Source organism: uncultured Jannaschia sp. (assembly GCF_947494025.1).
Taxonomy (GTDB): domain Bacteria; phylum Pseudomonadota; class Alphaproteobacteria; order Rhodobacterales; family Rhodobacteraceae; genus Jannaschia.
Genome location: NZ_CANLTQ010000016.1, coordinates 13,976 through 33,396 on the forward strand (window position 1 = coordinate 13,976; position 19,421 = coordinate 33,396).

At 68.7% G+C, this 19,421-nt stretch carries 20 protein-coding genes and 1 pseudogene; 19 read left to right on the plus strand and 2 right to left on the minus strand.

What is annotated here, in order from left to right:
* Positions 1 to 91 precede the first annotated feature (91 nt).
* Both Q1B08_RS14980 and Q1B08_RS14985 read right to left on the minus strand, forming a co-directional pair.
* A complete protein-coding gene (locus tag Q1B08_RS14980; RefSeq protein WP_299820537.1) occupies positions 92 to 706 on the minus strand; it encodes a glycerophosphodiester phosphodiesterase in 615 nt (204 codons plus the stop codon).
* Between the two features lie 133 nt (positions 707 to 839).
* Positions 840 to 1,445 carry a recombinase family protein gene (locus Q1B08_RS14985; RefSeq protein WP_299820540.1) on the minus strand — a complete coding sequence of 202 codons (606 nt, stop codon included), beginning with the start codon at positions 1,443 to 1,445 and terminating at the stop codon, positions 840 to 842.
* A 196-nt stretch (positions 1,446 to 1,641) separates the two neighbouring features.
* Here Q1B08_RS14985 and Q1B08_RS14990 point away from each other — a divergent pair, with 196 nt between their 5' ends.
* From Q1B08_RS14990 to Q1B08_RS15080, 19 genes and pseudogenes are all read left to right on the plus strand, one after another.
* A complete protein-coding gene (locus Q1B08_RS14990) occupies positions 1,642 to 1,836 on the plus strand; it encodes a type II toxin-antitoxin system VapB family antitoxin (RefSeq protein WP_299820543.1) in 195 nt (64 codons plus the stop codon).
* A complete protein-coding gene (locus Q1B08_RS14995; RefSeq protein ID WP_299820545.1) occupies positions 1,833 to 2,243 on the plus strand; it encodes a PIN domain nuclease in 411 nt (136 codons plus the stop codon). Before Q1B08_RS14990 ends, Q1B08_RS14995 begins: the two co-directional genes overlap by 4 nt.
* Before the next feature lie 35 nt (positions 2,244 to 2,278).
* Positions 2,279 to 2,696, plus strand: a pseudogene (locus Q1B08_RS15000) (SMC-Scp complex subunit ScpB).
* A 317-nt stretch (positions 2,697 to 3,013) separates the two neighbouring features.
* Complete coding sequence (locus tag Q1B08_RS15005) at positions 3,014 to 3,820, plus strand: glycosyltransferase (protein ID WP_299820548.1); 807 nt, start codon at positions 3,014 to 3,016, stop codon at positions 3,818 to 3,820.
* A complete protein-coding gene (locus Q1B08_RS15010; RefSeq protein WP_299820551.1) occupies positions 3,805 to 4,665 on the plus strand; it encodes an NAD(P)-dependent oxidoreductase in 861 nt (286 codons plus the stop codon). The genes Q1B08_RS15005 and Q1B08_RS15010 overlap by 16 nt, the downstream gene beginning before the upstream one ends.
* Positions 4,666 to 5,011: 346 nt before the next feature.
* Complete coding sequence (locus Q1B08_RS15015; protein WP_299820554.1) at positions 5,012 to 6,061, plus strand: catalase family protein; 1,050 nt, start codon at positions 5,012 to 5,014, stop codon at positions 6,059 to 6,061.
* A gap of 533 nt (positions 6,062 to 6,594) precedes the next feature.
* Positions 6,595 to 7,368 (plus strand): hypothetical protein, encoded by a 774-nt coding sequence (locus Q1B08_RS15020; RefSeq protein ID WP_299820557.1) that lies wholly within the window; start codon positions 6,595 to 6,597, stop codon positions 7,366 to 7,368.
* A 320-nt stretch (positions 7,369 to 7,688) separates the two neighbouring features.
* Positions 7,689 to 8,345, plus strand: a complete 657-nt coding sequence (locus Q1B08_RS15025; RefSeq protein WP_299820560.1) for a cytochrome c3 family protein — start codon at positions 7,689 to 7,691, stop codon at positions 8,343 to 8,345.
* A gap of 19 nt (positions 8,346 to 8,364) precedes the next feature.
* Entirely contained in the window at positions 8,365 to 11,139 is a 2,775-nt protein-coding gene (locus Q1B08_RS15030; protein ID WP_299820563.1) for a 4Fe-4S dicluster domain-containing protein, read from the plus strand.
* The gene (gene nrfD / locus Q1B08_RS15035; RefSeq protein WP_299820566.1) at positions 11,136 to 12,524 is read left to right on the plus strand and encodes an NrfD/PsrC family molybdoenzyme membrane anchor subunit; all 1,389 of its coding nucleotides are present in this window, start codon (positions 11,136 to 11,138) and stop codon (positions 12,522 to 12,524) included. Before Q1B08_RS15030 ends, nrfD begins: the two co-directional genes overlap by 4 nt.
* Positions 12,521 to 13,045 (plus strand): DUF3341 domain-containing protein, encoded by a 525-nt coding sequence (locus tag Q1B08_RS15040; RefSeq protein WP_299820569.1) that lies wholly within the window; start codon positions 12,521 to 12,523, stop codon positions 13,043 to 13,045. The genes nrfD and Q1B08_RS15040 overlap by 4 nt, the downstream gene beginning before the upstream one ends.
* Positions 13,042 to 13,596: a cytochrome c gene (locus Q1B08_RS15045; protein WP_299820571.1), complete on the plus strand. Its 555-nt coding sequence runs from the start codon at positions 13,042 to 13,044 to the stop codon at positions 13,594 to 13,596. Before Q1B08_RS15040 ends, Q1B08_RS15045 begins: the two co-directional genes overlap by 4 nt.
* Complete coding sequence (locus Q1B08_RS15050) at positions 13,593 to 14,603, plus strand: hypothetical protein (protein WP_299820573.1); 1,011 nt, start codon at positions 13,593 to 13,595, stop codon at positions 14,601 to 14,603. Before Q1B08_RS15045 ends, Q1B08_RS15050 begins: the two co-directional genes overlap by 4 nt.
* Complete coding sequence (locus Q1B08_RS15055) at positions 14,600 to 14,932, plus strand: hypothetical protein (RefSeq protein WP_299820575.1); 333 nt, start codon at positions 14,600 to 14,602, stop codon at positions 14,930 to 14,932. Before Q1B08_RS15050 ends, Q1B08_RS15055 begins: the two co-directional genes overlap by 4 nt.
* Positions 14,929 to 15,672 (plus strand): hypothetical protein, encoded by a 744-nt coding sequence (locus tag Q1B08_RS15060; RefSeq protein ID WP_299820577.1) that lies wholly within the window; start codon positions 14,929 to 14,931, stop codon positions 15,670 to 15,672. The genes Q1B08_RS15055 and Q1B08_RS15060 overlap by 4 nt, the downstream gene beginning before the upstream one ends.
* On the plus strand, positions 15,672 to 16,655 hold the full coding sequence (gene coxB / locus Q1B08_RS15065; protein ID WP_299820579.1) for a cytochrome c oxidase subunit II: 984 nt from the start codon (positions 15,672 to 15,674) through the stop codon (positions 16,653 to 16,655). The genes Q1B08_RS15060 and coxB overlap by 1 nt, the downstream gene beginning before the upstream one ends.
* Complete coding sequence (locus tag Q1B08_RS15070; protein ID WP_299820582.1) at positions 16,652 to 18,400, plus strand: cytochrome c oxidase subunit I; 1,749 nt, start codon at positions 16,652 to 16,654, stop codon at positions 18,398 to 18,400. The genes coxB and Q1B08_RS15070 overlap by 4 nt, the downstream gene beginning before the upstream one ends.
* A complete protein-coding gene (locus Q1B08_RS15075; protein ID WP_299820585.1) occupies positions 18,397 to 19,044 on the plus strand; it encodes a cytochrome c oxidase subunit 3 in 648 nt (215 codons plus the stop codon). The genes Q1B08_RS15070 and Q1B08_RS15075 overlap by 4 nt, the downstream gene beginning before the upstream one ends.
* Complete coding sequence (locus Q1B08_RS15080; RefSeq protein ID WP_299820588.1) at positions 19,041 to 19,376, plus strand: cytochrome C oxidase subunit IV family protein; 336 nt, start codon at positions 19,041 to 19,043, stop codon at positions 19,374 to 19,376. Before Q1B08_RS15075 ends, Q1B08_RS15080 begins: the two co-directional genes overlap by 4 nt.
* Positions 19,377 to 19,421 lie beyond the last annotated feature (45 nt).

A 19,421-nucleotide genomic window follows, 5' to 3' on the forward strand; every position in this document is an offset into this window, starting at 1 on the left:
TCGTTCCTTTTGGTATTACTTATTTGGTAATACTCAAATTCCATCGCGTCAAGTAGAGCCGTATGAAGCCGACAATGACGGGCCCGGAATGTCAAAGCTCGGCCATGTCAACCACGGCGGCGTCGACCCTCTGCCTGCCAAGCCACTGGATGTCGCGTACGCGGCAGGCGACGCCGACCACGACCGGCGTCCCGTGCCGCCGTCCCATTCGACGCAGGGAGAAGACCGACCACCACGCACGAAAGGCCAGGCGCGTCCATGTCCGGTCGTTCCAGCCAAGCAGGATCACGTCGGGCCTCACGGCGGCGGCTAAGCGGGCGATCTGCCAGGGATACGGGACGATCAGACCGAGCCGGATCCGGCGCTCGCCCTCCAGCCGCTCCAGCAGTTCGACGGGGCCGATGATCACGGCACGGCTGGCCAGACCGCCGTTGACCAGCGCTCGCGCCACGTCCGCAGTGAGCCCCGCCTCCTTCACCTCGACATAGGCTTCGAGTTCCGATCGAACGAGGAGCGCCAAGACCGCGTCGAGGGCCGCGGTTCCCTCCTCCGGTGGATCGTGCGAGACGACGATGGCGCCGTCAGCAGCGCGACGCACATCGAACTCGACCCCCGACACACCAGGTTCGGCGGCGGCACGGTGGAACGCAGCAAGCGTGTTTTCCCCGGCGCCGGCGGACCATCCACGGTGGGCGATGAGTTTCATCCCGGGCCCTCCCTCGCCTGCGTGACCAAGTCGCGCGACATGACGATACCCTTCACCGAGTATGGATTTGCTATGCGAAGACACCACCGCTGGATCGACCCTGCGCCGTCAAATCCGAGAAGTCCTTTCTAGTTCAGGTATTCTCAGCCGGTGCGTTCACCTTACCACGATGGTCGCGGATGCACTGCACGGTCTGTCGGCTGGTCTTGAACTGTCGTGCCAGGGCGGAGATCGCCTCGCCTTTCCGTAGTCCGGCCTCGATCTCGGCCCGCCGCTCCGGGTCGAGGACCGGCGGCCGGCCGAGCCTCTTGCCCTGCGCCCTCGCCCGGTCGATCCCGGCCTTCGTCCGCTCGATGAGCAACTCCCGCTCGAACTGCGCGACCACGTTCAGGATGTGCGTGGTCATCCGACCTGCGGCGCTGGTCAGGTCCATATCACCCAGATCGAGGCTCTTTACCCGGATCGACATCTCGCCCAGCCGCGCGATCGTCGCCATGACGTCCATCGCGTTGCGCCCCAAGCGGTCCATCTTCGTGACCACCAGCGTGTCACCGGGCTCGAGCCGGTCGACGAGCCGTACAAAGCCCGGACGCTTCATCGCCTCGACGCTACCCGAAACCGTCTCAACCATGATGCGGTAGTCCTCGATCTCGATCCCGGCCGCCGCGATCTGCCGCTTCTGGGTCTCGGTCGTCTGGCCGGCGGTCGAGACGCGAAGGTAGGCAAAGGTACGGGACACGGCGTCAAAATCCCCTGTTCTTTTCGGACATGACCATAAGTACGACATCCGGCGGTTTAGAACAGTGTCCTCAGCGGGTGCTCTAAATTGTTCGATTTCGAACACCTCACTTGGCGGACTTGCCGATGAATATTGGATGAGCTTGTCAGAAACGGTCACACAGCTTATGTGTATAATAACGTGCTAGGATACACATATGCGTACCAACATCATCATCGACGACAACCTCATGACCTCTGCGATGGCTGCGACCGGCGCCAAGACCAAGCGCGAGGCGGTTGAACTCGGGCTCAAGACCTTGCTGAGGCTTCGACGCCAAGGCGAGCTTCGTCAGTTTCGGGGCAGGATCGACTGGAGCGGTGATCTGCAGGAGATGCGAACCGACCGATGATCCTGGTCGATTCAAGCGTCTGGATCGATTACTTCCGCGGAACCGCAAACGCCGAGACGGATTTCCTCGACGGGATCCTCGGCATTGAGTCCGTAGCCATAGGGGACATCGTTCTGACGGAAGTTCTGCAGGGATTTTCAACTGACGCGTCCTTCGATCGTGCCCGGACGCTCTTCGCCGCACTCGAGCTCATCGATATCGGAGGAGAAACGATTGCCCTTGAAGCCGCCCGAAACTACCGCCGGCTTCGCACCCAAGGCATTACCGTCCGGAAGACAATCGACACGCTGATCGCGACCCGCTGCATCCACGACGATCTTCCACTGCTCTTTACGGATCGCGACTTCCAACCGTTCGTCGATCACCTGAGACTGGTCTCAGCGCTGCAGTGCAAAGCAGGAGACTGACCAGTTGCGCGAGCGGCGCCCGCTGGCGGGAATGGATGTACCGCATCGAGGCGGTGCTGTTCGACTCGGCCGCGCCGGTGCCGCGGCAAGGATCGTGGGGCAGGCCGCCTCGGTCGACCTGTCGGTCACGGACTTGACCGTCGATCTGACCGGACGGCCCGTCGAGGTCGGTCCCGTCGCGCTAACCGCGATCGCCTATCACCAGCCGGTCACTCGTGACAGGCTCACTGAGATCTTTGGCAGGGCCATCTCCCGCGAATTGCTTGGACGGCTGCGCGCGCAGGATCTTATCGCCACCGAATCGCCCAGCCCGCGCCCCACACCTTCGTCACCACCGAAAGCTTCCTTGCAGCCTTCGGCCTGGCCTCGCTCCACGACCTGCCAGAGCGCGAAGGTATGGAAGACGCGGGGATCGCGGCGGGCGAGGCGACGGGGGCGATCTCGTTTCCATGATCGTCGACGCGGGGTCAAGTGCGGTTCCCAGGCCGGCGGGTGCATAGGCGGCCTACCTCCCGAACCTCCTGAACGAGACCGGCGAGACCGGTTTGGTTCTGCAGAACGACCAATTCCCCGCGCTCGGCCTCGAGCCGTGGACGGTGTCCGATGGTCTGCTTCAAGAGGTGGACGCCGCGCGCCGCTTCGCCTAACGCATCGACCGCAGCCGTGTGCCGGCAATCCCGGCCTGAACCCGCGATCCCGGCATCAGGGCGGAACGCGATCCCAAGGCCGGATGTTCGAGCCGGTCTCACGAGAGATAAGGCCGAGAGTCGATGCCACGCGACGCCTATGTCACGCTCATCACGAAGGATGCGTTTGCGATCGGGGCAGAGGCGCTGCTGAACTCCCTGGCACATACCGGCACGACGGCCGATCGTGTCGTCCTCCACACAGGCAGCGTCAGCGCAAATGCCCTGTCGCGGCTGCGCCGGTCGGGCGCAACGCTTCTCGAGATCGGTCTCCTGCCGACCTCGGATGCCTTCAACGCGGCGCATGACCGGGCCCGGCTTCACGGCGCGGTGGCCTTCACCCGGGGCGAGAAGCCGGCCTTCCACACGCCGCTCGACAATTTCGCGAAGCTTCGGCTCTGGGAACTCGATTACGACCGGCTGGTGTATCTCGACGCCGACACGCTCGTCCTCCGCAACATCGACCGGTTGTTTGACTATCCGGAATTCTCGGCCGCGCCGAACGTCTATGAGCGCCTGTCGGATTTCCACCGTCTGAACTCCGGCGTGTTCACCGCGCGGCCGTCTCGCGCGACGTATCAAGCGATGCTCGCCCGGTTGGACGTTCCGGGGGCGTTCTGGCGGCGGACCGACCAGACCTTTCTCGAGACGTTCTTCCCCGACTGGCACGGGCTGCCCGTGACCATGAACATGCTGCAATATGTTTGGCTCAACCTGCCGGAGCTATGGTCCTGGGATTCCATCCGCGTCCTGCACTTCCAGTACGAGAAGCCATGGGAGCCGCATGCCAAGGCCGACCGGCTCAGGCCCCTGATCGATCTCTGGCATGCCTATTCGGAGGGCACGCCCCCCGACCTTTCGCGTCTGCCGGACCCGTGCGCGTCGCGCTGACCGGCGCCACGGGGATCGCCGGCCACGCGGTCGCGGCCCGTCTCTTATCGGCCGGATGGGACGTCGTCACGCTCGGTCGGCGGCCTTCCCGTTTCGACATGCCGCATGTGGGCTGGTCGCTGGGCGAGCAGCCGGACGTGGCCTGCGATGCGCTCGTGCATTGCGCGTTCGCGCATGTGCCTGGGCGCTACCGAGGCGGGGAAGGGAACGACCCGGACGGGTTCCTGCACCTGAATCGTGACGGGACATTGCGGCTTCTCGATGCCATGGCGGGCGCGCGGATCGTCTTTCTCTCCTCCCGCGCAGTCTACGGCGCTTATCCCCCCGGCACGCGTCTCGACGAGACGATGCCGCCACGTCCCGACACGCTCTATGGCCGGTTGAAGGCCGAGACGGAGATCGAGGTAAGCCAACGCGGCGGGACGAGCCTTCGCGCGACGGGTCTCTACGGACCCGCGCCGCCCGGCCGGGACCACAAATGGGCCAATCTCTTCGCAGACTTCGTCGCAGGCCGATCCATCCTCCCGCGGGTCGCGACCGAGCTTCACGTCGACGATCTCGCGGATGCCGTCGAGCTCTGCCTTCGCGGCCGGACGCCGCCTGTTCTCGACGTCTCCGACATCCTTCTCGACCGGCGCGATCTTCTCGCGCTCTACGCGGAGATCAGCGGCACCGACGGACGCCTGCCTGATCGCGGCGACGCGACACGGGTCAGCGAGATGGGGGGCGGGCGCATCCGCGCGCTCGGCTGGATGCCGCAGGGCCGCGCGGGACTTCGGCCAAGCCTCGTCGAAATGCTTGGATTGCCGAAGCCAAAGCTCGGCGCGGAGCGGTCCAGCCGGTGACGGCTAATTCTATAGCGTGCAATCTTCAGGCCTGAAACCTCCCCAGGATCATGTCGCGTCACCCAGTTTCAGCCTCCGCTGCCCGGCCCCGAAGCCGCTGGCTTTAACTATGCTGCTGCCTGTCTGCGGAACTGCCGGACGGACGCGGCGGTTCGCAAAAGGACTGAAGCATCAGCTTTTGAAGAACGCCTTGAGCACGCCACGCTACGGCCCCTCGATCGAAACCCAATCACCGGATGAGGCGGAAACCGGAGAGCGCCTCAACGATTTGATGCGCGATGTTCAGCGCACGACATACGATGATTACGACCACGCAATGCGACCTGTTCATGCCAAAAGCCACGGCTTGATCGAAGGCGAGCTCGAGGTGCTGGGTAACCTTCTCATGACCCTGGCGCAAGGTATCTTCGCACGGCCAGCGACGTATCCGGTGGTGCTGCGCCTCTCGACCAATCCCGGCGACATGCTCGACGACAGCATTTCGGCGCCGCGCAGGATGGTGATCGGAGTCGAGGGCGAGCGGCTGGAAGGCTATCGGACGCAGGACTTCGTCATGGTCAACGCGCCGATCTTCGCCGCGTCCGATCCGGCGGCCTTCGCAAAGAACCTGAGACTCCTCGCCCCCACGACCGATACCGGCCAAGGCTGGAACAAGGCGTTCTCGGCCGCTCTGCGCGGCGCCGAGGCGGCGGTGGAAGCCGCGGGCAGCGAAAGCCCGATGCTGACGATGATGGGCGGCCAGACGCTGACGCATTCTTTGGGCGAGACATTTTACACCCAGACGCCGTTCCGTTACGGCGATTACGTGGCGAAGCTGTCGCTGGCGTCGGTTTCGCCTGCGCGTCGGGCGCTCTTCGGTCAGCCGGTCGAAACGCGGGGGCTGCCGAACCGCCTGCACGAGGAGGTCATCCACTCCCTTCGGGAGCATGAGGCGGAATGGGAGCTTCGCGTCCAACTGCGCATCAATCCCGAGACGATGCCGATCGAGGACGCATCCGCGATCTGGCCGGAGGACGAGAGCCCTTATGTAGCGGTGGCCCGGATCCGACCGCCCCGGCAGCCTGCCTGGAACGAGGTGCGGGCGCGACAGGTCGATGACGCGCTGGTATTCAGTCCCTGGCACGGCATCGAGGCTCATTGGCCCCTCGGTGGCGTGAACCGGGCCCGCAAGGACGCCTACGGCGCCGCTGCGGACTTCCGCTCAGAGCTGAACCGCTGTTCGATCGCCGAGCCTACGAGCCGCCCGAGCCTGGCAGGCGGTTCGGCACGGACTTACGGGACGGCCCCGGGGCGGGAAGGACGCCGGACGCGCGCCGGAGCGCCTTTAGGCGCGAGCGTGGCCAGCCGGTCAACGAGAGCTTGCGCCATGCAACCGCCGGAGCGGCGGGCGGCCTGATCGCGGGCCTGCTCCTTTCGGGGGTCATCGCGGGCATGGACGCGTCACAGGGGTGAGCCTCGGAGCTTGTCGCGCTCGAGCGGCGTACCGCAGGCAGGATGGCGGGGCGCCCGGTCCGTGGAGACGAAGCACCCGCAAAGGTTGGCGAGAAGGCGATCAGCCATCGAGGTCATCTGGCGCTCTCGACGCTCGCCGGCGCCGGGTATGGTGCGGTGCACGACCGGGACAGGCGCCCATCGCCGCGGGGCTGACGTTCGGAGCCGGGTTTTAGCTGCTAGCCTACGGCCTTGTCGGACCTGCTCTTGGCGTCTCCTCGAAACCTTGGCGCGACAGCCCCGCGAGCTTGGCCCAGCCCGGGCTCTGCACGCGATGTTCGGCGTCGTCACGGCGCTCGCCACGGACCGCTTTGCCCCCCGCCAGCGCTGAGGTCGCCATGCAACCCGCGCGATCAGCCATCCTCCGGTCCGACGCCGCCACATTGGCTAGTGAGCGCCCTGCCCGACCGCGAGCGCATAGAGGCGGCCTGGCCGTCCATGCGACTCACGGTCTGTGTCGCCACCAAGCTCAACCGCACTCATCTGACGCCGAGCCGGGTTTGCTACCTTTTGCCCTGCCTCGGTAGGCTCGATGAGGACGTACAGGCGACGGCAACGCAGGCCATCAGCATCGAATGCTCGCTCAGCCACATCTACGGCTCGATCGGACAGGCGAAGCCTGCCTCGGAGCATCTGAGGTCCGAAACGGCCATTGTTGCAGGCATGGCGAAGGCAACACTTGATCCGAATTCGAAGCTCAAATGGGACGAATGGACAGGCGACTACGCCCTGATCCGGAATCTGATCGAAGAGAGCTATCCCGATGATTTTCGCGACTTCAACGGTCGAATGTTCAATCCGGGCGGCTTCTATCGCGGCAATTCGGCGCGAGAGCGCAACTGGCAAACGGAAAGTGGCAAAGCCGAGTTCACAACGCCCACAGTACTTTCGGCCATCGGGTTCGAGGAAGCCGAAGGACGGCTGACCCTCGTCACCCTGCGCTCGAACGACCAGTCCAACACCACGATCTACGGGTTCTCCGACAGGCTCCGCGGTCTGTCGGGCTCGCGCGATATCGTGCTTATCAATCGCGACGAAATGCGTCGCCAGGGATTGGAAGAGGGGCAAAAGATCACCCTCGCCTCTAGACCTGGACGACGGAGTGGACCGGAAGGTGCGGGGACTGACGGTGACGCCGTTCGACGTTCCAGACGGCTGCATCACAGGATACTACCCAGAGCTCAATGTTCTGGTGCCGTTGTCCTATCATGACAGGAAGTCTTTGACGCCCGGCTCGAAGGGGGCGCCTGTCCGCATCTTTGCATGACAACGTTCCGGCTTTGATGCGACGTCCTCCGAGAATCCAAGGACTCTCGGCCTGCTACGGGCGAGCGCAGGCTGATTGGACTTCGGCAGACGGCGGCAAATCCGAGAGGGTATGTCCGTCATTTTTCATAGGGCGTCCGACGCCTCACCGAGGAGCGTCATTAAGTACGCTTGTGTACAGGACAATGCTCGGCCCGACTTCTGGACACCAGTCGGATTCCTCTGGAACTATTGGTGTGAGCGAGTTCATGTCCGGGTGCTAGATCATGGCGCAAGACTTCGAGCCACGGGCGAACACCGTCGCGCGGCTGATCCTCGCCGGCCTCGTCCTCATGCCCCTAACCTTCGTGGGCCTGGGCTACGCGCTCGAGCGGTCGGATTACGTGACGGGGCAGAACGAGACGGTCGAGCAGCCGATCCCGTTCAGCCACGCGCATCATTCCGGCGAGATCGGCATCGACTGCCGTTACTGCCACACCAGTGTCGAGGTCTCGGCCAAGGCCGGCCTGCCGCCCACGACGACCTGCATGTCCTGCCACAGCCAGCTCTGGACCGAGGCCGAGATGCTCGCCCCCGTGCGCGAGAGCCTTTCCACTGGCGTGCGACTGAAATGGGAGCCGGTGAACGAGCTGCCGGACTACGTCTACTTCAACCATTCGGTCCACGTCACCAACGGCATCGCCTGCACCGAATGCCACGGATCGGTGGGCGAGATGCGCCTGATGCGGCAGGCGGCGCCGTTGACGATGGATTGGTGCCTCGATTGCCACCGCGATCCGGTCCCGTACTTGCAGCCGCCGGAAATGATCACCTATCCGTACCGGACAACGTCGCAGATGTCCGAGATCGACCAGGCCCCGCTGGCGGAGTTCTACGACATCCATCCCGGGGGGCTGACCGATTGCTCGACATGCCACCGATGACCCGCGCGGGACGCTTCCGGTGACGCCGGACGACGCGAAAGGGCCGACGCGGCGGGAGACGCTGGCGCTCATGTCCGCCGGGGCCGCGGCGCTCGTCGCGGGCTGCAAGCGGCGCGAGGAATATCTCGTCCCCTACGTCGCGCAGCCCGAGGGGCTGGTACCCGGCCGGGCGGACTTCTTCGCCACGACCCTGCCGCTCGGCGGGCTCGGGCGCGGAGTCGTGGTCGAGAGCCACGAGGGCCGGCCCACCAAGGTCCACGGCAACCCCGCCCATCCCGCGAGCCTCGGCGCGACCGACGTGTTCGCCGAGGCCGCGGTGCTCGACCTCTTCGACCCGGCCCGTCCGCGCGCGCCCGAACGCGAGGGCAGGCTGTCCTCCTGGCTGGCGTTCGAGGAGGAGCTCGCCCGCACGATGCCCGACGACGGGGTCGGCGCGCGGCTCCTGACGGGACCCGTCACCTCGCCCACGACGGCGCGGCAGATCGCGACGCTCCTTGCACGGCGGCCCGCGATGCGCTGGCACGTGATGGATTCGCCACCCCGCGCGCTCGAGACCGGGCGCGGGGCGGACCGCCGGGGAATCGTCCCGGATTTCGGGCGCGCCGGGCTCGTGGTCTCGCTCGGCTGCGACTTCCTCGGCGCGGGACCGGAGCAGATCGCGACCGCCCGGGCCTTCGTCACGGCCCGCACGCCCCGGCACGACGCGCTGCGGCTCACGGTATTCGAGCCTGCGCCCACGCTGACCGGCGCCAAGGCCGACCGGCGCGTCTCGGCCTCGATGGCGGATCTGGTGCGCCTCGCGGACTGGCTCGACGCGCGGCTGGGCAACGCGGAGCCGGCGCCCCTGCCCCAACGACTGCGCGACGAGGCCGAGCGGCTGGCCGCGCAGCTCGCGCGTGCCGGAACCGGCCGGGCGATGGTCCTCGCCGCGCCGGAGCTTTCGCCGCGGGCCACCCGCGCCGTGGCCCGGCTCAACGCCCGGCTCGCGGCCCCGCTCGCCTACCGGCCCGCCGCCGACCGCTGGCCGGATCTCGAGCCGGACGGGCTCGCGGATCTCGTGACGGCAATGCGAGACGGCGAGGTCCGGTCGCTCTTCGTCCTCGACGTCGATCCGGTGTTCTCCGCCCCCGCCGCGGCGGGCTTCGCGGATGCGCTGGCCGGCGTGCCCTTCACCGCGCAGGCCAGCGTCGCGCGCACCGACACGGCCGTGCATTGCCAATGGCGCCTGCCACTCGCCCATCCGCTCGAGGATTGGTCCGACCTGCGCGGACCCGACGGGACGGTCGGGCTGGTCCAGCCGCTGATCGCGCCGCTGCACGGCAGCCGGTCGCGCCACGAACTCCTGGACCTGCTGACGAACGGCCCCGCCGCGGCGCGCCCGGCCCGCGCCATTGTCGAGGAAACCTGGCGGGGCACGCGTTCGGACGCGGCCTTCGCGGTGTCCTGGATCGCGGCGCTGCACGACGGACTCGTGCCGGACACGGCCCTGCCCGTCATCTCTGCGCCCGAGATCGCCGCGTCGGACGACGCGGGGCCCCCGGCGGAGTCGGAGGGGTTCGAGTTGCTGCTGCGTCCCTCCCCTTCGGTCTGGATGGGCGAAGGCGCCGGCAATGCCTGGCTCCTGGAATGTCCCGAACCCGTCACCAAGCAGGTCTGGGGCAACGCGCTCTGGATGGCGCCGGCCGACGTGCTGCGCCTCGGGCTCGCCGATGGCGACGGGGTGCGCCTCGCCACGCCGCAGGGCGCGGTCGAGGTCCCGGTCCTGTCGGTGCGCGGGCAGCACCCCGGCACGCTGTCGCTCGCCCTGGGCTACGGCCGGGCCGAAGCCGGACCCATCGGCACCGGAATCGGCACCGCCACCGCCTTGCTCCTGCCGACCGACGGCGCCACCCTGATCGCCGGCGCCACCGTCACCCCGCTCGGCCGGCGCCTCCCCGTCCACCGGACCCAGCTGCATTTCGAACAGGGGCCGCGCGACATCCTGCGCACCGTCTCGGCCGCCGAGCCGCGCCTGCCGCCGGAACCGGAGACACCGTCCTTCTATCCGCCCTGGGAGTACGCGGACCACGCCTGGGCGATGGTGATCGACCTCGACCGCTGCATCGGCTGCAACGCCTGCACGATCGCCTGCCAATCCGAGAATAACGTCCCCGTGGTCGGCCCCGAGGAGGTGGATCGCGGCCGGATCATGCACTGGATGCGGGTCGACACCTATTCCCGCGACGACGGCGCCCCGGCCTTCCAGCCGGTGCCCTGCATGCATTGCGAGAAGGCCCCATGCGAGCCGGTCTGCCCCGTCGCCGCCTCGGTCCACGACGGCCAGGGGCTCAACGTCCAGGTCTACAACCGCTGCGTCGGCACCCGGTTCTGTCAGGCGAACTGCCCCTACAAGGTGCGCCGCTTCAACTTCCAGGACTATTCCGGGGCCGAGGCCGAGCGGGCGGCGGCGGACGGGGCGGGCATCGACCTCCTCGCCGCGCTCCGCAACCCCGAGGTGAGTGTCCGCGGGCGCGGGGTGATGGAGAAATGCACCTATTGCGTGCAGCGCATCGAGCGGGCCCGCCACGAAGCGAGCCGCGACGACGAATCCATCCCGCCCGGCGCCGTCCGCACCGCCTGCCAGGATGCCTGCCCGACCGAGGCCATCACCTTCGGCGATCTGGCCGCCGAGACCTCCGCGATCGCCCGGCTGCGCGACGACCCGCGGCACTACGCGCTGCTGGGCGAGCTCGGCACCCGACCGCGCACCACCTATCTCGCCCGCATCGAGGCCGGCGAGGAGGACGGGGCGTGACCGCGACGGCCACGGAGTTCCACGACCGGCGCGCGGACGAGGCCCGCGAGACGGCCCGACGCTACCTGCCGACCGGGATGCGCCCGGACCGGATCACCGCCGCCGTGGCCGACCCGGTCCTCGAGCGTCGCTTCGGACGCCTCTGGTGGACCGCCTTTCTCGTGTCGAGCACGCTCACCCTGGTGATGATCGCGAGCCTGATCTGGCTGGTCCGGGAAGGCGTCGGCATCTGGGGGATCAACACCACCAATGTCTGGGGCTTCGCCATCGCGAACTACGTCTGGTGGATCGGCATCGGCAATGCCGGCACGCTGATCTCCTCGATGCTGCTTCTGACGCGGCAGCGCTGGCGCACCTCGATCAGCCGCTTCGCCGAGGCGATGACCCTCTTCGCGGCGGCCATCGCCGGACTGTTCCCGATCTTCCATCTGGGGCGGCCGTGGCTGTTCTACTGGCTGGTCCCCTATCCCGACACGATGGACCTGATGCCGCAATGGCGCTCGCCGCTGGTCTGGGACTTCTTCGCCATCGCGAGCTACCTGATCTTCTCGCTGCTGTTCTGGTACACCGGCGCCCTGCCCGACCTCGCCACGATGCGGGACCGGGCGCGGAACGGGATCGCGCGCCGGATCTACGGCGCCTTCGCGCTCGGCTGGCGCGGCTCGGCCCGGCACTGGCACCATTACGAGGCGTTCTACCGGGCGATGGCCGCGCTCGGCGTGCCGCTCGTCGTCTCCGTCCATTCGGTCGTCGGCATGGACTTCGCCGCGGGGCTGATGCCGGGCTGGAACGAGTCGATCTTCCCGCCCTATTTCGTCGTCGGCGCGATGTTCTCGGGCTTCGCGATGGTCGTGGTGCTGGCCGCGCTGATCCGCCGGGGGCTGGGGCTCCACCGGCTCATCTCCCTCGACCATTTCGACGCGATGGCGCGGATCCTGCTCTTCGCCTCGCTCGTGATGTCGCTCTCCTACGCGACGGAATGGTTCTTCGCATGGTATTCCGGCGATCACGCGGAGCGGCTCCTCGTCCGGTTCGAGTTCGCCGGCCTCTACGCGCCGCTCTACTGGACGATGATCCTCTGCAACTGCATCGTCCCGCTGGCCTTCGTCCTCCGGGCGGCCCGCCGCTCGTTGCCCGTGCTCATCGGCGTGGCGGTCCTGATCAACGTGGGCATGTGGCTCGAGCGCATCCTCATCATCACCGAGACGCTCTCGCGCGGGCACCTGCCGTCGCAATGGCGCACCTACGCGCCGACGATCTGGGATTGGCTGCTGCTTCTGGGCACGCTCGGCTTCTTCGCCTGGATGTTCCTGATCTTCGTCCGTCTCGTCCCTTCGGTCTCGATGCACGAGATGAAGGCGCGCCTGCGGGAGGTCGGGGCGTGAGCGCGGCGCTCCTCGTGGCACGCGTCGGGTCCGCCGACGACCTCCTCGCCCTCGCCCGCGCCGCGCGCGAGCTCGGCTTCGCGACGCTCGACGCCCATGCCCCGCACACGGTCGAGGGATTGGGCGAGGCGCTGGCGCTCCCCCCCTCCCCGGTGCGGTCGCTGATGCTGGTCGGCGGGCTCGGCGCGGCGGCGGCGATCTTCGCCTACCAGTACTGGACCTCCGTCCACGGCTACCCGATCAATTCCGGCGGCCGGCCGCTGAACTCCTGGCCCGCCTTCCTGTTCGCGACCTTCGAGACCGGCGTGCTCGGCGCGGCTCTGGCGGGCTTCACGGGCTTCCTGTGGTCCTGCGGCCTGCCGCGTCCTTCGCATCCGTTCTTCGAGGCGGCGGCGGCGCGCGCGGTCACCGACGACGGCTATGCGCTCACGCTCGACCCGCGCGATCCGCGGGCACGGATCGACGCGCTCGACATCCTCCGCACACGGCCGGAGATCCTCTCGGTGGAGGTGATCGGGTGAGCGTCGGGCGCGCCCTCGTCCTCCTCCTCGCGCTCGCGGCGTGCCGCGACGACATGGGCGAGCAGAACAAGGACGTGGCCTACGATCCCTCGGGTGTCTGGTCCGACGGCGCCTCCACCCGGCCCCGCGTCGCGGGCACCGTCACACGCGACGCGCCCCTGCGCGTCATCGCGCTGGCCGAGCCGCCGGAGGTCACGCCCGCCCTCCTCGCGCGCGGACGGGAGCGGTTCGAGATCTTCTGCGCGCCCTGTCACGGCTTCGACGGGACCGGCGACGGACGCGTGGTCCAGCGCGGCTTTCCCCGGCCGCCCTCCTATCTCTCCGAACGCCTGCGCGCCGCCCCGGCCGCGCATTTCCTGTCGATCATCGCGGACGGATTCGGGGTGATGTATCCCTACGGCGACCGGGTGGAGCCGGCCGACCGCTGGGCGATCGTGGCCTATATCCGCGCGCTGCAACTCGCCGGCGGCGACGCGCCCCAGCCGGACCCCGCCCGCGCCGCCGTCCCGGTCGAAACGCCGTTCCCGCCCGCAGACGAGGCCCCCGAATGAGCGCGGTCCTGTCGCGTGGCCGGACCATGCCCGGCGTCGGTGCGCTGCTCGCCGCACTCGGTCTCGTCGCGCTCGCTTGGTTCGACCCCGCGAACGCGGCGCGTGGCTGGCTCGCGGGGTGGGTCCTCGCGCTCTCCGTCGCCATCGGGTCCGCCGTCCTCCTGCTGATCCACGCGCTGACGGGAGGCGGGTGGCGCGCAGCCGGGGAGCCCTGGCTCACCGTCGCGGCCGGCACCACGCCTCTCCTCGCGCTCGGCGGGGCGGTCCTGTTCGCCGGGCTCGGGCCGCTCTACCCCTGGGCGGACGGCACGAGCGAAGGAAGCGTCGCGCGGATCTGGCTCAACGTGCCGTCCTGGACGTTGCGCCTTTTCGTGGTGCTGGCGCTCTGGGCCGGGTTGGGCCTCGTCGCGCGGCGGGGGCCGGGCCGGGCCGTGGCGGCGGCGGGGCTCGCGATCTACGCGCTCACCGTCTCGGTGGCCGGTGTCGACTGGCTCCTCTCGCTCGACCGCCACTTCGTCTCCACCGATTTCGGCGCGCAGTTGGCGGTCACGCAGATCGGCGCGGCGCTCGCCCTGCCGGCCGCGCTCGGGCTCGCGCCGGTCGCCGCCGCGCGGGCCGATTGGGGGAGGCTGATGATGGCCTGCTTGCTGGGCGCGTTCTACCTCGCGGGGATGCAGTTCCTCGTCAGCTGGTCGGGCGACCTGCCGGACAAGGCGGCCTGGTATCTCGCCCGCAATCAGGGCGCCGGGCTTGCGCTGGCCTGGGCCGTCCTCGTGCTGGGCGCCCTCGCGCCGTTCACGATCCTGCTCCGCACCGCCTGGCGCGGTGCCGAGCGACCGTTGCGGCTCGCCGGGGCGCTGATGCTCGCGGGCGCGCTCGGCCACCTCGTCTGGATCGTCGCGCCGCTCTCCGATCCGGCCGCGCGCCCCGCCCTGTCCGCCGCGCTCCTCGCCGTGTGGTTCCTCGCAAGCCTCGCCCGGCTCCTCCACGGCGGGGGGCCGCGATGAGCGCGCCGCACCTCCCCGAGGATCCGGGCGTCCCGAACGGGATCGTCATCGTCGCCATCGCGGTCTCCTTCTCGCTCGTGGCCGCGGCCGCGCTCGCGGTGTGGATTTTCTATCCCGACGCGCGGCACGATCAGATGCCCCGGATCGACGCCTTCCCCGAGCCGCAGCTGGAGATCGAGCCCGTGGCCCGTTACGCCGAATACCTCGCCGAGGAACGCGCGCGTCTGTCGGGCGCCGAGGATCGCCTGCCCATCGACGCGGCCATGGCGCGGATTGTCGCACGCGGCGCGGTAGCCTTCGCTCCGCTGCCGGCGGAGGACCGGCCGTGATCGGCCGCGTCCTGTTCCTCGCGCTGGCCCTCCTCGCCGCAGCGCCATCCGAAGCCGGGCTGACCCCGGCCGAACTCGACGCGGTCGGCGCGCGGCCGGGCGCATCGGCGGTCGTGCCCGCCGATCTGGGCCTGACCGACGGGACGCGACCCGCCGTGCTCGTCTTCACGGATTACGACTGCCCCGAGATCTGCGACCCGCTGGTCGCACAGATCGCGGCGAGCCTCGCCGGGACCGGCCTCGACGCGGGTGAGGATTACCGCCTTGCCGTCGTCGGCATCGACCCGCGCGACGACGCGGCAGCGCGGGACGCCTTCCTTGGCGGCACGCTCGGCGCCGCGCGGGAGGCGGCCGTCGCCCCGCTGCTGTCGTCGGAGGATCTGACCCGCCTGACCCGGGCGCTTGGCTTCACCTACGCCTTCGACGCCGAACGCGACCGCTTCGCCCATCCCGTCGCGAGCTACGTGCTGACGCCCGAGGGCCGCGTCAGCCGCCTCTTCCCCGGCCTCTTCACCGACCCGGCCGACATGCGCCGCGCGCTGGTGCAGGCCGGGCGCGGCACGGTCGGCGGACTCGCCGAGCGGCTGGCGCTGACCTGCTACGGGTTCGATCCGCTCACCGGGCGCTACAGCCTCGCCATCGAGCGCGTCCTGACGATCGTGAGCCTGCTCTTTGCCGCGACGTTCGGCGGTGCCCTCGCCCTGGCGCATTGGCGCGAGCGGCGCCGGGGCGGCGCCTGATGGACCGGCTATTCAGCCCCGGCGCCGCCTCCGCCAATACCGGAGGCTTCGACACGCTCTTCACCGCGCTGTCGATCCTGTCGATCCTGATCGTGCTGCTGGTGGGCACGCTGATCGTCGTCTTCTCCGTCCGCTTCCGGAAAGGCAGCGACGTGCCGCGTCACCGGGTTCCCGCGTTGCATGCCCGCGAGTTCGAGATCGGCTGGACCATCGTCACGGCCTTCGTCGCGGTGTTCATCTTCTGGTGGGCCGCCGGCTACCGCATCACCGACGACAAGGTGCCCGCCGACGCGCTGGAGATCCATGTCGAGGCCAAGCAATGGATGTGGAAGACGCAGCACCCGTCCGGCGCGCGCGAGATCAACGCGCTGCACGTCCCGCGCGGGCATCCGGTGGTCCTGCGCATGTCGTCGCAGGACGTGATCCATTCCTTCTACGTCCCCGCCTTCCGCCTGAAGCAGGACGTGGTGCCCGGGCGCATCTCGACGCTCTGGTTCGAGCCGACCGAGACCGGGACCTACCCGATCGAATGCGCCGAATATTGCGGCACCGACCACGCCCGGATGCTGGGCGAGGTCACGGTGATGGAGCCCGAGCTCTACGCCGAGTGGAGCGCGGCGCAGCCCGAGGCCGACACGCTGGCGCGGCAGGGGGCCGCGCTCTTCACCGCGCAGGGCTGCTCGGGCTGCCATGCGGCGGCGTCGAGCGTCCATGCGCCCCCGCTCGAGGGCGTCTACGGCCGGCCCGTCGCGCTCGCCGACGGACGCACCGTGCTGGCCGACGAGGCCTATATCCGCGACTCGATCCTGATGCCGCGCCGCGACGTCGTGGCGGGGTACGAGCCGATCATGCCCACCAATTTCGACGAGATCCTGTCGCTGGGCGAGATTGCCGCGCTCACCGCCTACATCCGCGAACTCGGCGGCGGCCTGCCGCCCGACGCGCGGGTTCTGCGATCCCCCGCCATGGAGACGGAGAGATGAGCGACGCGACCATCGACGTCACCCGCGGCGCCGGCGCGCCGAGCTACCTGTCGGCCGGGCACCGGATCCGGTCCTGGCTGCTGACGACGGACCACAAGCGGATCGCGATCCTCTACTTCGCGGCGATCACCGTGTTCTTCCTGATCGGCGGGGCGGCGGCGACGCTGATGCGGATGGAGCTCTTCACGCCGGGCGCGGACGTGGTCTCGGCGGACGGCTACAACAAGCTCTTCACGCTGCACGGCGTGATCATGGTGTGGTTCTTCCTCGTCCCCTCGATCCCGACGACGCTCGGCAACTTCGTCCTGCCGCTGGCCATCGGCGCGCGCGACGTGGCGTTCCCCCGGCTGAACCTGCTGAGCTGGTACCTGACCGTCGCGGGCGGGCTGCTGGTGCTGACATCGCTGCTCGCCGGCGGGGTCGATACCGGCTGGACCTTCTACACCCCCTATTCCTCGCTCTACTCGAACTCCTACGTGACGCTCGCCGCGATGGGCGTCTTCGTGGCGGGGTTCGGGACGATCGCGACGGGGCTCAACTTCATCGTCACCGTCCACACGCAGCGGACGCCGGGGCTCACCTGGGGGCGGTTGCCGCTCTTCGTCTGGGCCCATTACGCGACCTCGATCATCATCGTGCTGGGCACGCCGGCGCTGGCCGCCGCGCTCCTGATGGTGGTGGCCGAGCGGCTCTTCGGGCTGGGGCTCCTCGACCCCGCGCGGGGCGGCGATCCGATCATCTTCCAGCACGTGTTCTGGTTCTACTCGCACCCGGCCGTCTACATCATGCTGCTGCCCGGGATGGGCGTGGTGACGGAAATCATCACCTGCTTCGCCCGCCGTCGCGTCTTCGGCTATCCGATGATGGTGGCGGCCCTCCTCGCCATCGCGGTGGTCAGCTTCTTCGTCTGGGGCCACCACATGTTCGTCTCGGGCCAGTCGCTCTATGCCAGCCTGATCTTCTCGTTCCTGAGCTTCGTCATCGCCGTGCCCTCGGCCATCAAGGTCTTCAACTGGACCGCGACGCTCTACGGCGGGCACATCACCTTCGAGAGCCCGATGCTCTACGCGATGGGCTTCGTCGGGCTGTTCACGCTCGGCGGTCTGTCGGGGCTGTTCCTCGCCTCGGTGCCGATCGACGTGCATGTCCACGACACCTACTTCGTGGTCGCGCATTTCCACTACATCATGGTCGGCGGCACGGTCGCGGCGTTTTTCGCGGGGCTGCATTTCTGGTGGCCCAAGATCACCGGGCGGACCTACCCGGAAGCGATGGCGAAGGCCGCCGCGATCCTGATGTTCCTCGGCTTCAACTTCACCTTCGCGCCGCAATTCGTGCTGGGCTACATGGGGATGCCGCGGCGCTACCACGTCTACCTCGACCAGTTCCAGGTCTGGCACGCCGCCTCCTCGCTGGGCGCGGTGCTGCTGGCGGTGGCCTACATCCTGCCGGTCTTCTACCTCGGCTGGTCGCTCGTCCGGGGCCGCCCGGCCGGCGACGATCCGTGGTCGGCCACCGGGCTCGAATGGCAGACCGCCTCGCCGCCGCCGGAGCACAACTTCGCGCGGCTGCCGATCGTCCGGGAAAAACCCTACGCCTATCACGAGCACGACGAGCACCCGCAGGAGCGCGAGGCGACCACGCATCGCGCCCAAGGCACGGGACGCACGCCGGGCGAGGCCCGCGCGGACGGGGCCAGCGGCGACGGGCCCCGCGCCGACGACCGCGAGGAGGCCAGGGAATGAGCCGCGTCACCAGCCCCGGGGCGGAGCCGAACGAGCCGTTCCTCTCGTGGCAGCGCCAGCGAGAGGCGGCCACGTTCGGGCTGTGGATCTTCCTCGCCTCGGAGGTGGTGTTCTTCGGCGCGCTGATCGTCGCCTACGGCGCGCATCGGTTCCTGTATTCGGCGGCCTTCGAGACGGCGGGCGCGGAGACGAACATCTGGTACGGCTCGATCAACACCGCGATCCTGCTCACGTCGAGCGCCACGATGGCGGTCGCCGCCTGGGCCGCGAAGGCGGGGCTGAAGCGAACGGTCCTCATCGGCCTGTCGCTCACCGCGGCGCTCGGGTTCGCGTTCCTCGTGCTCAAGGGGTTCGAATACCGCGAGGACATACACGAGCACCTCGTCCCGGGATCGCCCGCCTTCCCGCTCGCGCCGGCCCAGACGCAGATCTTCTTCTCCTATTACTGGGCGATGACCGGCGTGCACGCGATCCACCTCACGATCGGCATCGGCGCGGTGCTCTGGATCGCCTTCGTCGTCCTGACGGACCGCACCGACTGGACGCGGTCGGGAACGCTGCACGGGCTCGCCCTCTACTGGCACCTGATCGACGTGGTGTGGATCGTGCTTTACCCGCTGCTCTACCTCGCGGGGCGCGGATGAGCGGGCGGGGGGAGCGTGCGGGTCGGCTGTGGCTTCGGGCGGGGCTCGTCTGGCTCGCGCTGACGGGACTGCTCGCCGCGACGATCCTCGGCGCCTACCTGCCGCTCGGGACGTGGAAGCTGCCGGTGGCGCTCGGGATCGCGGCGCTGAAGGCGGGTCTCGTGGGCCTCGTCTTCATGGAGTTCGCCTCGGCCCGCGCGATCACCCGCTTCGCCGCTCTGTCGGGGTTCCTCTTCGCGGCGCTCCTGATGGCGATCGTGTTCCTGGAGGAGGCGACCCGCAGTCATCTAACCGATACCTTTCCGGCCGCCGCCCGGGCCACGCCGGACTGACGGGCGGTCGGTCGGATGAAGGGGACACGCTCGCCTTCCTTGCCA